We start from the raw sequence: 11,599 nt of genomic DNA on the forward strand, positions 1-11,599 counted from the left end.
GGATGCCGACGTTCGACTACCAGGCCCAGGATGCCAACGGTCGTCGCTGTCGCGGTCAGCAGGAGGCCGACAGCCCGCGTCATGCCCGCCAGTTGCTACGTGAGCGCGGGCTGTTGCCGACGCAGCTGAAAAGCGCGCGTGGGCAGACGGGGACGGGCAACGGCGCCCAGCGCTCGGCCGGCTTGAAGGCCAGTGAACTGGCCTTGCTGACGTTGCAACTGTCGACCCTGATCCAGGCCGGCCTGCCGCTGGAAGAAGCGTTGCGGGCGGTGGCGGCGCAGAGCGAAAAGCGCCGGGTCAGCAACCTGCTGGCGGCGCTGCGCAGCCGGGTCATGGAAGGTTATGACCTGGCCTCGGCGCTCGCCGGTTTTCCCAAGGCGTTCCCGGACATGTTCCGCGCGAGCATTGCCGCCGGCGAACGCTCCGGACACCTGGGCCCGGTGCTCGAACAGCTGGCCGAGTATACCGAGGCCCGCCAGCAAGCCCGGCAGAAGATCCAGATGGCGCTGGTCTATCCGATGATCCTGCTGTTTGCCTCGCTGGCCATCGTCGCCGGATTGCTCGGTTATGTGGTGCCGGATGTGGTGAAGGTCTTTATCAACAACGGCCAGGCCCTGCCCCTGCTGACCCAGGGCCTGATTGCCCTGAGTAGCGGTCTGCAGCGTTACGGCTGGCTGCTGCTGATCGGGCTGGTGGCGTTGACCTTGCTGGTGCGCTGGGCGCTGGCGCGTCCCGCCGTGCGTTGGCGCTGGCATGCCTGGTTGCTGCGTGCGCCGCTGATCGGCGGTGTTCTCAAGGCGATGGAGGCGTCCCGTTTCGCCAGCACCCTGGCGCTGCTCGGCAAGAGCGCCGTGCCTCTGGTGGACGCCCTGGAAATCGCCGCGGCGGTGATCGGCAACCTGCCGATTCGCGCGCGCATGGGGGAGGTCGCGCGCTCGGTGCGCGAGGGCGGCACCCTGACCCGTGGCCTGGAGCGCAGCGGTGATATCCCGCCGCTGATGCTGCACATGATCGCCAGCGGCGAGCGCGCGGGCGAACTCGACCGGATGCTCGCCCGCGCCGCCGAGCAGCAGGAGAAAACCCTCGCGGCGCGGATCGCCCTGGTGGTGAGCCTGTTCGAGCCGGCGATGCTGGTGCTGATGGGCGTCATAGTGCTGTTGATCGTCATGGCGATTCTGTTGCCGATTCTTAGCCTCAACCAACTGGTGAACTGATCTTATGAAAACCTCTGGAACACAGCGACAGGGTGGTTTCACCCTGATCGAAATCATGGTCGTGGTGGTGATCATCGGTGTGCTCGGCGCGATGGTGCTGCCGCAGTTCATGAGCCGCCCGGACCAGGCCAAGGTCACTGCGGCCCGCGCCGATATCAAGGCCGTCGGCACCGCGCTGGAAATGTACCGCCTCGATAATTTCCAGTACCCCTCGACCCAGCAGGGGCTGGAGGCGCTGGTCAAGCGACCGCTGGGCGTGCCCGAGCCACGGAACTGGAACCCCCAGGGCTACTTGAAAAGCCTGCCGGTCGATCCCTGGGGCACGCCTTACCAGTACCTGAGCCCAGGCACCCGGAGCAAGGGCTATGACCTGTATTCCTTCGGCTCCGATGGCGTGTCCGGCGGTGAAGATTTTGCCGCCGATATCGGCAACTGGAGCGATTGATCCATGCCCGCACGTTCCCGTGGTTTCACCTTGCTGGAGTTGCTGGTGTCCATGGTGGTGATCGGCGTGCTGGCCGGCATGATCGCCGTGAGCATGAACCCCAGCCCGGTGCGTCAGGCTCGCCAGGAGGCCGGAGCCTTGGTGCACCTGCTGCAACAGCTGCGTGAATACGCGGTGGTCAACAGTCAGGAATATGGCTTGCGGATCGGTGCCGAGGGTTATCAGGTGATGGTCTTCGAACGACCCGACTGGCGCCCGGCGGGGGCGGCCTATCGCCTGCCCGCCGGGCTGTATTTTCGCCTGGAGCTGGAAGGCCGTCCGCTGAAGCTGGGCGACCGGGTCAACCAGCCGCAATTGCTGGTGCTGAGCAGCGATGAAATGAGTGCCTTCACCCTGCATTACGAATCCGCGCAGCGGCGCTGGTTGAGTGTGTCCGGTGACGGCCTGGGTGATCCGGCCATCGATGAAAGCTGAGTCGGGGTTTACCTTGCTGGAGGTGATGATCGCCCTGGCGATCTTTGCCGTACTGGCGGCCAGCGTACTGTCCGCCAGCCAGTTCGTGGTGCAGCAGAGCGGCACGTTGCAGGAGCGTTTGTTCGCCACCTGGCTGGCGGACAATCAGTTGAATGAACTGCGCTTGCAGGCGCCCCCGGCCAAGGGCCGACAACAGCAAAGCCTGCGCTTCGACCAGCGCGAATGGCGCCTGGAACAGATTGTCACGCAGGCCTCGGACCCGCGTTTGCTCAAGGTCGAGATCGTCGTGCGCTTGGGTAATGGCGGGCCACCGTTGCACCACGCCAGTGCCTGGCTGCGGGCTCGGAATGAATAGGCAGGCCGGCTTTACCCTGGTCGAACTGGTCATTGCCCTGGCAATTTTCAGCCTGATCGGCCTGGCCAGTTATCGCCTGTACGAAGGGGTGCTGATGACCCAGGCCCGGGTCAGCACGCACGAGCAGGGCTTGCGTAGCCTGCAACGGGCGATGGCGGTGCTGGAGCGCGATGTCATGCAGGCGACGATCCCCAAAGAGGGCGTGGCCGTGACATTGAGCGAGGGGCAGTTGAACCTGCAACGCGGCAATGCGCGCAATCCACTGGATGAACCCCGCAGTGAGCGCCAGGAGATTGCCTACTGCCTGGAGGAGGGCACCTTGTGGCGTTATCGCCGCAGCCTTGATCTGCCTGAGGTTCACAAGCTGCCGGTGCTCAAGGAGGTGCGTACCTTGCAGTGGCGGCTGTATGTGGACAAGGCCGGTTGGCGCGGTGAGGGGGCGTCGACAGCGGGCCGTTCCCCGGTGCATCCGCGAGCGTTGGAAATCGTCCTGTCCGCTGGCCGCTTCGAACAGATTCGCCGCGTCATCCTACTGCCGGAGGGCTCATGAAGCGAACCGGCCAGCGTGGCGTGGCGCTGATCAGTGTGCTGCTGATCATGACCCTGGCCCTGTTCGTGGTCGGCGGCCTGTTGCGCAGTCACACGCGGGCCTTGCAGAGCAGCGCCCAGCATATTCATCAGGTGCAACTGCGTCAGTGGGCGATTGCCGCGGAGAGTTGGGCGCGGGAGTTGTTGCAGGCGCCTGATCCGCTGGAGGACAAGACCATCAATCTGGCCCAGCCCTGGGCGCGTCCGTCGCTGCCGTTCGAGCTGTCGGGTGTCGAAGTGCGGATCGAGATCGAAGACCTGGCCGGGCGGTTCAACCTGACCCGCCTGCTGCTGCCCGGCAAGGCCGATGAAATCAGCCTGGAGCGCTGGGCCCGGTTGCTGGCGGTGCTGGAGATCCCGGCATTCGACCTGGCGTCGCTACGGGGCACCGAGGTCAGCGACACCAGCCAGTTGCGCCTGTTGCCCGGCGTCGATCAGGACATTTTGCAGCGCCTGCAACCCTTCGTCGCGTTGCTGCCGCCCGAGGCAACGCTGAACATCAATACCGCCTCGGCCACCCTGTTGGCGACGCTGGAAGGTATGACGGCGGCCACTGCCCGGGACGCTGTCGCCCAGCGCCCGGCGCAAGGTTATGCCGACGCCCATGAATTTACCCGTGCACCGGGGCTGGATGGGCTGGGTATTGCCAGCCATGGCCTGGGTGTCGACAGCCGCTGGTTCCGGGTCACGGTCGAGGTCAGCGCGGGCGCGGCGCGACTGCGGCTGGTCAGCGATCTGGCGCGGCCTCGCGACAGCCTTCGCCTGCGTGTCCTGCAACGGCGCTTCCTGGCCCCGACTCAAGGTGAAACCCCGTTATGAGCAATTGGCTTTATCTCACGGCCGAAGGCCTGGCTGGCTGTGACGCTGGCTGGCCGGTCGGCTATTGGCAGGCGGGCGGCGAGTACCGCGCTGTCACCCTGGCCGAGGCGGCGACGTTCCTGTCGGGGCAATCGGTGCGGGTGATCCTGCCCATGGAGATCTGTAGTGGTTTGCGCAGCGAGCCCTGGCCCGGTCGACGCAAGCCCACGGTCCAGGCGTTGGCCTATGCCGTCGAAGACCGCTTGGCCGAGGAACTGGATGGACTGCATCTTGCGGTCGGCGCGGCGGCCAAGGATTCGCGCTACCCGCTGCTGGCGATCAACAAGGAGCGCTTCAAGGCGATCCTGGCGTTGTTGCAGGCCTCGGGGCTGCAAGTGGAAAGCGTCAAGGTGGATGCCGATTTGTTGCCGGATGATCAGGTCTATGGCGTCTGGTGGGCTGGACGATGGTTGGTGGGTGGGGCTATCGAGGCCCGGCTTGCGCTGTCGCCCGAAGATCTGGAGGTGCTACGACCACGACTGCCGGAGACGCTGTGCTGGATGGGCGCTGATCGGCAGGCCGAGATCGCGGCGTTGTTGGTTACCGGTCATTCGCGCGGGCTGGACTTGCTGCAAGGTGAGTTTCGTCAGGTGCGGGCGCGTTGGCCATTGGGCGCGCTAGTGCTGTCGGCGCTGGCGTTATTCGTGCTGTCCTGGGGGTTTATCCTGGCGCGCGCCCACTATCTGGAAAACGCTGCTGGGCAGTTGTACGAGCAGAGTGTGCAGCGCTTCCAGCGTTTGTATCCCGAGCAAACCCGGATTGTCGACCTGGCGGCCCAGCTCAAGGCCTTGCAGGGGCAGACCGACCCGCCGGGCAGCCAGATGAGCCGTCTGGTGCAACTGATTGAACAGGTGGTTGGTGGCAGCAGCGTTGAGGTTCAGCGTATCGAATACCGCGCCGGCAGCGGCTGGACGTTGCTGCTGACGGCCGGCAGCTTCACCGATCTTGAGCGCTTGCGCGAGCGTGGCCAGGGCAGCGGTTTGCCGATCAGATTGGGCAGCGCCAGCAAGGACCGCGAGCGGGTGCAGGCGGTGCTGATGTTGGAGGAGAAAAACGGATGATCAGGTCATTGGCTGTACCGGCGGCGCTGACGCAAAGATGGCAGGCCCTCGGCCTTCGGGATCGACGGATGCTGATCGGTCTGGGGATTTTCCTGACGGTGGTGGGCTTGTTCAGCGGGGGCTGGCAGCCGGCGCAACAGCGTCTGGAACGGAGCGAGCGGGTGTACCAGCAACGCCTGTTATTGGCCGCTGAAGTTCAGCGCGCCCAGCCGACGGCTCAGCGTGCGAACCCATCGCGGTCCCTGTCGAACCGGCTGAGTGAAACGGTGGCAGCGGCGGGCCTGGAGTTGCAGCAACTGGACCAGGATGGCCAGTCACTGCGGGTTACTCTCAGCGGCAATGTATTGGCCTTGCTGCAGTGGCTGGACCAGACCGAGCAATCGGGCGCGGTGTTGCAGTCGTTGAGCCTGGAGAAGCGCGACAAGCTGCTGGTGGCACAGGTCGCGTGGCGTGCCGATTAAGGCGAGAGCAGTTGCTCCGCGTAGCGGGCGATGACATGGCTGAAGGGGCTTTCGCGGGCGTCGTTGACCGTACGGAAAACCGTGATGGTTTTGAGCAGGTCGTGCTCATCAGCTTCCAGCAGAAAGTCGTCATCGAAGAAACCTTGTAGCAGCGCTTCACGACGATTGTTGAGGTAGGCGATATCCAGGGCGAGTACATCGATCATCTTTGTTGCCGCTGGATCGTCGTTGCCCGAGGCTTGTATCTCGCCTGTGAGCAGGTAACGAAAACGTTGCTCGCAGCCTGCTTCGACGGGAGGGATATGAAGCGCTTCGTCGAACCAGTTGCCCTTGCAATGACCGCAATGCAACGGGTTGCCGGGTTTGGTTTCTCTCAAACACGAGGCATGCAGGTTTTCATAGGCCAATGCCAGATGCTCGAAGTCTTCCTGGGGACGGAAGTGTTCGATATGACTGCTGTCCAGGTCGACTTCGCGCCCGCAGTAGCAGCAGGCGAACTGTTGTTCTTGCAGGAGGCTCAGGTGCAAGGCGCGCTTTTCGGGATTTTGCAGCGTGTCATAGGTGGGCTGCCAATCCTGGTTTGCCTCGGCCTTCCAGTCGGTGAATGAAGTCGGTTCAGTTCCCTTGATCACTTGCTTCATTTGCCGAGAATTTCCTTGCGCTTAAGCAGGGCTTCAGCCCGGATGAACTCGGGCAGGTCGGGGGCCTTTTTCTTGAGAGCGGTGAGGCGGGCCTTGGCTTCTTTCAGGTCGTTGTTTTCCAGGGCGCTGAATAGTTCGCTCAGCAGGCGCTCGATTTCCGGTTCCCGTTGGGCAACGCCCATGACTTCTTCCAGCACTCGGCTGGAGTCCAGACCGTAGCTGACACGTGGATGAGAGGCGTCGCCGTTGTCCAGCACGATGATTTCTTCCGGGCGCAAGCTACCGATGATCTGCGGCGAGTGGCTGGCGGCGATGAACTGGACTTTGGGGAAGGCTGTTTTCAAGGCGTTGACGATATTGCGTTGCCACGCTGGATGCAGATGGATGTCCAACTCGTCGATGATGACTACGCCCGAGGTGTTTTTCAGCACGTCCTTGCCCATATGTGGGTTGAGGATACACATGCGGCGGGCGATATCGGTGATCAGTGCGATAAGGCCGCGCTGGCCGTCGCTGAGGTCGTTGAAGGGAATGGTTTTTTCTGCGCTGATATCGACTATCAGGCTTTGTAGTCTCAGGTCGTAGCGCAGGTTTCCCGCCTGAGGAAGAGCCATTTGAATCGCTTGATTCACCCAGGCCAGTTCGTCATCAAAAACGGACGGTGCCGTTTTTGCATCCAGCAAATTCTGCATGCGCTCCAACGTCTTGCCAATCAGCCAGCTTTCAAAATCCTTGAGATTGATAACCGCATCTGACCAGTTTGAATACCCATCCCGACGGGAGACTCTTTGTCGGGCCGCAAACTCCGCTGAGATACCTGCGCTTTCCCATCTACGGTTGGCGCGATAAAAGGCGAGTATGGGGGAGTCATCGGTATCCTCAATAGTCAACTCGGCAGCGGTGCTTGTGTGCGGAGCATCAGGGTGGTCCCCTATTTGGACGCTCCATTCGGCTATGGCAAAGACATTGCCTTTTGCAGAAAGAACAACGGGTAAGCGACGTTCATAGCGAATTCGCCCATCGAAGTTGTCGATTACAAAGCGTGCATCTTTTTCCGGAAGGCTTGAGTTGGAGGCGATCGCTGTATCGTTGTCGAAAAGGCCGTGGAAACATTTCGCCACCGCCTGCAACAACGAAGTCTTCCCGCTCCCATTGACCCCCACCACCAGATTGAATCCCGGCTGGAAATCAAAGTGGGCATCTTCGTAGCAACGAAAATTCTGAATATGCAGGTGGTCCAGGCGCATGCCGGCTTCCTTTTCCCAACGGAACGATGCGCCCAGTGTACCTTGGCCGGCGTCAACCGCCAGCCGGTCAATCGTGACTAGGCTTTTACATTCCCCGGCAACGCCTGCAACCGCGCCAGCTTCAACGCCACCAGCAAGGCCACCACCAGCAGCGCGCCGATAAACAGGCCGATGCCGTTCCAGCCGCCGTAGTGCCAGAACACCCCGCCCAGGGTCCCGGCCACGCTGGAGCCGACGTAGTAGCAGAACAGATAGAGCGACGAGGCCTGGCCCTTGGCTTTCAGCGCCCGGCGGCCGATCCAGCTGCTGGCCACCGAGTGGGCGCCGAAGAAACCGAAGGTGAACAGCAGGATGCCGAACACCACCACCGGCAGCGGGGTGACCAGGGTCAGGACGATGCCCACCAGCATCATCAGGATCATGCCCCAGAGCACTTTGCGCCGGCCCAGCTTGTCGGCCAGGGCGCCGATCTTCGCGGAGCTGTAGATGCCCGACAGGTAGACGATGGACAGCAAGCCGACGAACGCCTGGCTCATGCCGTAGGGTTCGGCCAGCAGACGGTAGCCGATGTAGTTGAACAGGGTGACGAAGCTGCCCATCAGCAGGAAGCCTTCGAGGAACAGCCATGGCAGGCCGGCGTCGCGAAAGTGCACGGTGAAGCCGTCGATCAGGCTGCGGGTATTGAACTGGCTGGCGCGGAAGTTGCGCGACGGTGGCAGGATCTTCCAGAACACCGTCGCCGCGATCAGCGCCAGGACGCCGATCACCAGCATCGCCATGTGCCAGCTGACGAAGTCGATCAGCACGCCGGTGATCAGTCGCCCGCTCATCCCGCCGATGGCGTTGCCGCCGATATACAGGCCCATCGCCAGACCGATGTGCTTGGGATGAATTTCCTCGCTCAAGTAGGTCATGCCGACCGCCGCCAGGCCGCTGAGGGAAAGCCCCACCAAAGCCCGCATCACCAGCACGCCCTGCCAGTTGGGCATCAAAGCGCCGAGGATGGTGAACAATGCCGCGCCGAACAACGCCACCACCATCACCGGCTTGCGCCCGAGGCTGTCGGAGATCGGTCCGGTGATCAGCAGGCCGATGGCGAGCAGGGCAGTGGCCACCGAGAGGATCAGGCTGCTCTGGGCGGCATTGATCCCGTACTCCTTGGACAGCACCGGCATCATCGGCTGTACGCAGTACAACAGGGCAAAAGTCGCAAAGCCGCCGGAGAACAGCGCCAGCACCGTGCGCATAAACGCTGGAGTGCCTTTTTCGATATAGGTGTCGTTGAGTTGGGCGACCACATCGTCCAGCGCAGTGGGGGGAATCTCGTGGGCGAAGGGAGCAACAGCAGTTTTCACGGGGGACCTCGGGGGAGCAGCCGGTCAGGCAATGGAAAAAGCATATAGCTGGCTAACTATTCTTTCCAATATATTGTTCGACCTGTTTGATAGGTTTTACGACTTGATGAGGTGTTCATGGAATTGCGGCATTTGCGCTACTTCATCGCGGTGGCCGAAGAACTGCATTTTGGTCGCGCGGCCGAGGTGTTGGGGATTTCCCAGCCGCCGTTGAGCCAGCAGATCCAGGCGCTGGAGCAGGAGCTGGGAGCACGGCTGTTTGACCGGACCAATCGTCGGGTCGAGTTGAGCGAGGCGGGTCGTCTGTTTCTGCAGGAGGCGCGGTTGGTCCTGGCGCAGGTGGATAAAGCGGCGGATGTGGCGCGGCGAGCGCAGTTGGGGGAGTTGGGGGAACTGAAGATCGGGTTTACCTCATCGGCGCCGTTCAACTCGACGATTCCCCAGGCGATTTTCGCGTTTCGCCAGGCGTTTCCGGCGGTGCACCTGAACCTGCGGGAGATGAGCAGCAAGACGGTTGCCGATGGTTTGATGGACGAGTCCATCGAGGTGGGCTTGATGCGGCCCTTGGCGTTGCCGGAGGCCTTGAGTGTCGTGGAGTTGATGCATGAGCCGCTGGTGGCGGTGCTCAGTGCCAAGCATCCTTTGGCCAGTGGCAGTGAGGAAGGGATGTATTTGTCCGAGTTGGCGCTGGAGCCCTTTGTGTTTTTCCCGCGCAGTTATGGCAGTGGTTTGTATGCGCAGTTGCTGACCTTGGCGCGACAGGCGGGATTCAGTCCGCACTTTGCCCAGGAGGCGGGGGAGGCGATGACCATCATTGGCCTGGTGGCGGCGGGGTTGGGGGTGTCGGTGTTGCCGGCGTCCTATCAGCGGATTCGGATTGATGGGGTGGTCTATCGACCGTTGCTGGATCCGGATGCGGTGTCGGCGGTGTGGCTGGTGCAGCGCAAGGACCAGAAATCACCGATGGCCAAGGCATTTATCGAGTTGCTGACGCGTCGAGCGGTGCCGTAGGTCTGAGACCTGAAGCGGGGATCAGCAAAGAATCTTTGCTTACAGTTTTGCGCTATCAGCTGGTTGTGCGTGGATTGCATGGTTCGGTCGTTTTTCCAACACCGTTGTGCGGGCGACGACTGACGAAGGAGCGAAACATATGGCTGGGCAATTCTCTGAATGGGACTCTGCTGACTATCTCAAGACTCCGCAGGACAGAGCGAATTACTTGAATGCCTGCCTGGAAGAGGCGGGTGATGACTCTGTGTTCATGGCCAATGCGTTGGTCGTTCTAGCGACTGATCCAGCTCGGCTTTCGCCATTTCAACCAGATGCATGGACGAGAACGCCAGCGCTCGTTTGGAGCCACTGAGGCCATCGCCGGACTCGTAGGCTGTGGCCGCCGCGCAGGTCAGCAGCTCGGAGACGTGAACCAAGGACTCCTCCAAGGTTCGACTAGGTTTGGTGTGAGACCGCCGGATAGTGTCCGGTGACGCAGCTGCTGGGCTGGGCAGATAGTGATCAAGAGCGCGCTGAATGGCGGCCTGATCCTTGAACCGGTCAGCAGAGGGGAAAGCGTTGGGATCCTGGACGGGTGGGGCGGGAGTTGTTTTGCTCATGGTCAAGCTCCTGAACGACATATTGGAGCTACCTAACATCACTTGCAGATGATGGGTGGCAGCTGTACACGGGCCTGCAAGACCGGAACGTCAGGCACACCGGCTGACCCGAAGGTCACCCGCGCACAGCCACCATAGCAATCCAACGTCGAACCTCCATCTTCTGAACGACGCGAATCGTGTAGGAGCCGGCTTGCTGGCGATGACGTCCTCAAGAGCGCCACTGCATGCAACCTAGCCCATAGGACCTTGGCCAACCAGCGATAGCGATGCTGTCTGTCACATCGCAATCGCCGGCAAGCCGGCTCCTACAGGGGGCGCTCAGCCGACAGGTTTCAACTTACTGAACCTTGGCCAAATCCCCCTTCAACGCCACGCCGCCGACAAACACACCGGCATGGCACTCATAGGTGCTGGTGCTCTTGGTTTCATTGCGCTTGTAGAAGCTGACGATATTGGTCACGGCATTCGCCCCGACCTTCTTCGCCGCATCGTTCAAGGTGATCAGCGCCGATTGCAAAGCCCAGGCACAGGCCTCCTCGTCGCTCTTGTTGAATGCATTGGTCTTCTTGTTGGTCACCGCGTCCGGGCTGACCACGCTGATCTTGCCCTTGGGCGTATTCCCCGCCAGGTAGAACTTCACGCTGCCATCAATCTTGCCGGTGCTCACCGCTTCCGCCACGACCTTGTCGAACGGCAGGTTCAGCACGGTGTCGCGCGCCTGGCTCAGGCCCGGCAGGCTGCACAAAAGCAAGGTGGCGGCCGCGGCCCAGAGGTTTGTTTTCATGCTCAACTCCTTGTGTGATGCAGGGAAGAAACGCGATTACCGGGAAAGCGGCTGCGCCTCGCCAACGCCAATGGCCTGTGCCGTCGGCTGATCATGATGAGCACGCAGTTCGGCGAGGATGTCCTGGTCCAGGAAACGCACCCAGCGCAGGTAGTTCTTGTGGATCTTGCCATCCTGGTAACCCATGCCGCTGCTGTCGCGGTAGGCGATGGTGTAGCCGCTGGCGCTGTAGTTGATGTCGATCTCGACGTGGAATTTCTCACGCACGGTGATCTCGGCCTGGACCTGGCCCGGGTTGACGCGCTGTACGCTCCACTCACGTTTGGTCAGGGCGGTGACAATCGCTTGTTTCACCTCTTCCTGGCTGGCCTGGACCTCGGGGGCGAGGGTGCGGCTCGGGTTGACGATGGGTTTGCTGGTACAGCCGGCCATCGACAGCAGGGCCAGGGTGACAAGTGCAACACGAAGCAGGGAAGACATTCCGTTTTCTCCAGAGGTTTTAA

At 61.8% G+C, this 11,599-nt stretch carries 15 protein-coding genes; 9 read left to right on the forward strand and 6 right to left on the reverse strand.

Annotation, left to right across the window (positions count from 1 at the left end):
* Positions 1-2 precede the first annotated feature (2 nt).
* From gspF to gspM, 8 genes are read left to right on the forward strand one after another with little or no spacing between them, the layout of a single operon-like run.
* Positions 3-1,214 (forward strand): type II secretion system inner membrane protein GspF, encoded by a 1,212-nt coding sequence (gene gspF, locus CWE01_RS10285; protein WP_100940419.1) that lies wholly within the window; start codon positions 3-5, stop codon positions 1,212-1,214.
* Positions 1,215-1,218: 4 nt separating this feature from the next.
* Positions 1,219-1,659, forward strand: coding sequence for a type II secretion system major pseudopilin GspG (gene gspG / locus CWE01_RS10290; RefSeq protein ID WP_100940420.1), 441 nt, complete (start codon positions 1,219-1,221; stop codon positions 1,657-1,659).
* 3 nt (positions 1,660-1,662) lie between these two features.
* Positions 1,663-2,133 (forward strand): type II secretion system minor pseudopilin GspH, encoded by a 471-nt coding sequence (gene gspH / locus CWE01_RS10295; RefSeq protein ID WP_100940421.1) that lies wholly within the window; start codon positions 1,663-1,665, stop codon positions 2,131-2,133.
* Positions 2,123-2,488, forward strand: coding sequence for a type II secretion system minor pseudopilin GspI (gspI, locus tag CWE01_RS10300; protein ID WP_100940422.1), 366 nt, complete (start codon positions 2,123-2,125; stop codon positions 2,486-2,488). The genes gspH and gspI overlap by 11 nt, the downstream gene beginning before the upstream one ends.
* Positions 2,481-3,038, forward strand: coding sequence for a type II secretion system minor pseudopilin GspJ (gene gspJ / locus CWE01_RS10305; protein ID WP_100940423.1), 558 nt, complete (start codon positions 2,481-2,483; stop codon positions 3,036-3,038). The genes gspI and gspJ overlap by 8 nt, the downstream gene beginning before the upstream one ends.
* Positions 3,035-3,895: a type II secretion system protein GspK gene (locus CWE01_RS10310; protein ID WP_100940424.1), complete on the forward strand. Its 861-nt coding sequence runs from the start codon at positions 3,035-3,037 to the stop codon at positions 3,893-3,895. The genes gspJ and CWE01_RS10310 overlap by 4 nt, the downstream gene beginning before the upstream one ends.
* Positions 3,892-4,995 carry a type II secretion system protein GspL gene (gene gspL, locus CWE01_RS10315; RefSeq protein WP_100940425.1) on the forward strand — a complete coding sequence of 368 codons (1,104 nt, stop codon included), beginning with the start codon at positions 3,892-3,894 and terminating at the stop codon, positions 4,993-4,995. The genes CWE01_RS10310 and gspL overlap by 4 nt, the downstream gene beginning before the upstream one ends.
* Positions 4,992-5,456: a type II secretion system protein GspM gene (gspM, locus tag CWE01_RS10320; protein ID WP_100940426.1), complete on the forward strand. Its 465-nt coding sequence runs from the start codon at positions 4,992-4,994 to the stop codon at positions 5,454-5,456. Before gspL ends, gspM begins: the two co-directional genes overlap by 4 nt.
* Here the strand turns inward: gspM and CWE01_RS10325 are convergent.
* The 3 genes from CWE01_RS10325 to CWE01_RS10335 all read right to left on the reverse strand — a co-directional run bounded on the left by CWE01_RS10325 (position 5,453) and on the right by CWE01_RS10335 (position 8,666).
* Positions 5,453-6,097 carry a retron system putative HNH endonuclease gene (locus CWE01_RS10325; RefSeq protein WP_100940427.1) on the reverse strand — a complete coding sequence of 215 codons (645 nt, stop codon included), beginning with the start codon at positions 6,095-6,097 and terminating at the stop codon, positions 5,453-5,455. The two genes, gspM and CWE01_RS10325, sit on opposite strands and share 4 nt — an antisense overlap.
* The gene (locus tag CWE01_RS10330; RefSeq protein WP_100940428.1) at positions 6,094-7,344 is read right to left on the reverse strand and encodes an AAA family ATPase; all 1,251 of its coding nucleotides are present in this window, start codon (positions 7,342-7,344) and stop codon (positions 6,094-6,096) included. Before CWE01_RS10330 ends, CWE01_RS10325 begins: the two co-directional genes overlap by 4 nt.
* A 77-nt stretch (positions 7,345-7,421) precedes the next feature.
* Positions 7,422-8,666 (reverse strand): MFS transporter, encoded by a 1,245-nt coding sequence (locus tag CWE01_RS10335; RefSeq protein WP_371917137.1) that lies wholly within the window; start codon positions 8,664-8,666, stop codon positions 7,422-7,424.
* Positions 8,667-8,816: 150 nt separating this feature from the next.
* Here CWE01_RS10335 and CWE01_RS10340 point away from each other — a divergent pair, with 150 nt between their 5' ends.
* Entirely contained in the window at positions 8,817-9,710 is an 894-nt protein-coding gene (locus tag CWE01_RS10340) for a LysR family transcriptional regulator (protein ID WP_100940430.1), read from the forward strand.
* 248 nt (positions 9,711-9,958) lie between these two features.
* On the opposite strand, the gene CWE01_RS33850 is transcribed toward CWE01_RS10340, so the two are convergent.
* The 3 genes from CWE01_RS33850 to CWE01_RS10355 all read right to left on the reverse strand — a co-directional run bounded on the left by CWE01_RS33850 (position 9,959) and on the right by CWE01_RS10355 (position 11,576).
* Entirely contained in the window at positions 9,959-10,309 is a 351-nt protein-coding gene (locus tag CWE01_RS33850) for a DUF6124 family protein (RefSeq protein ID WP_256579339.1), read from the reverse strand.
* Positions 10,310-10,649: 340 nt separating this feature from the next.
* Positions 10,650-11,096, reverse strand: a complete 447-nt coding sequence (locus tag CWE01_RS10350) for an excinuclease (RefSeq protein WP_100940431.1) — start codon at positions 11,094-11,096, stop codon at positions 10,650-10,652.
* A 36-nt stretch (positions 11,097-11,132) separates the two neighbouring features.
* A complete protein-coding gene (locus CWE01_RS10355) occupies positions 11,133-11,576 on the reverse strand; it encodes a hypothetical protein (RefSeq protein WP_100940432.1) in 444 nt (147 codons plus the stop codon).
* Positions 11,577-11,599 lie beyond the last annotated feature (23 nt).

Origin of the sequence: Pseudomonas sp. QS1027 (genome assembly GCF_002814235.1) — a bacterium.
Classification (GTDB): domain Bacteria; phylum Pseudomonadota; class Gammaproteobacteria; order Pseudomonadales; family Pseudomonadaceae; genus Aquipseudomonas.

What these genes read in the sequence shown, in the direction of transcription:
- gspF (WP_100940419.1), top strand. Translation starts at nt 3, where the DNA reads ATGCCGACGTTCGACTACCAGGCCCAGGATGCCAACGGTCGTCGCTGT.
- gspG (WP_100940420.1), top strand. Translation starts at nt 1,219, where the DNA reads ATGAAAACCTCTGGAACACAGCGACAGGGTGGTTTCACCCTGATCGAA.
- gspH (WP_100940421.1), top strand. Translation starts at nt 1,663, where the DNA reads ATGCCCGCACGTTCCCGTGGTTTCACCTTGCTGGAGTTGCTGGTGTCC.
- gspI (WP_100940422.1), top strand. Translation starts at nt 2,123, where the DNA reads ATGAAAGCTGAGTCGGGGTTTACCTTGCTGGAGGTGATGATCGCCCTG.
- gspJ (WP_100940423.1), top strand. Translation starts at nt 2,481, where the DNA reads ATGAATAGGCAGGCCGGCTTTACCCTGGTCGAACTGGTCATTGCCCTG.
- CWE01_RS10310 (WP_100940424.1), top strand. Translation starts at nt 3,035, where the DNA reads ATGAAGCGAACCGGCCAGCGTGGCGTGGCGCTGATCAGTGTGCTGCTG.
- gspL (WP_100940425.1), top strand. Translation starts at nt 3,892, where the DNA reads ATGAGCAATTGGCTTTATCTCACGGCCGAAGGCCTGGCTGGCTGTGAC.
- gspM (WP_100940426.1), top strand. Translation starts at nt 4,992, where the DNA reads ATGATCAGGTCATTGGCTGTACCGGCGGCGCTGACGCAAAGATGGCAG.
- CWE01_RS10325 (WP_100940427.1), bottom strand. Translation starts at nt 6,097, where the DNA reads ATGAAGCAAGTGATCAAGGGAACTGAACCGACTTCATTCACCGACTGG.
- CWE01_RS10330 (WP_100940428.1), bottom strand. Translation starts at nt 7,344, where the DNA reads ATGCGCCTGGACCACCTGCATATTCAGAATTTTCGTTGCTACGAAGAT.
- CWE01_RS10340 (WP_100940430.1), top strand. Translation starts at nt 8,817, where the DNA reads ATGGAATTGCGGCATTTGCGCTACTTCATCGCGGTGGCCGAAGAACTG.
- CWE01_RS33850 (WP_256579339.1), bottom strand. Translation starts at nt 10,309, where the DNA reads ATGAGCAAAACAACTCCCGCCCCACCCGTCCAGGATCCCAACGCTTTC.
- CWE01_RS10350 (WP_100940431.1), bottom strand. Translation starts at nt 11,096, where the DNA reads ATGAAAACAAACCTCTGGGCCGCGGCCGCCACCTTGCTTTTGTGCAGC.
- CWE01_RS10355 (WP_100940432.1), bottom strand. Translation starts at nt 11,576, where the DNA reads ATGTCTTCCCTGCTTCGTGTTGCACTTGTCACCCTGGCCCTGCTGTCG.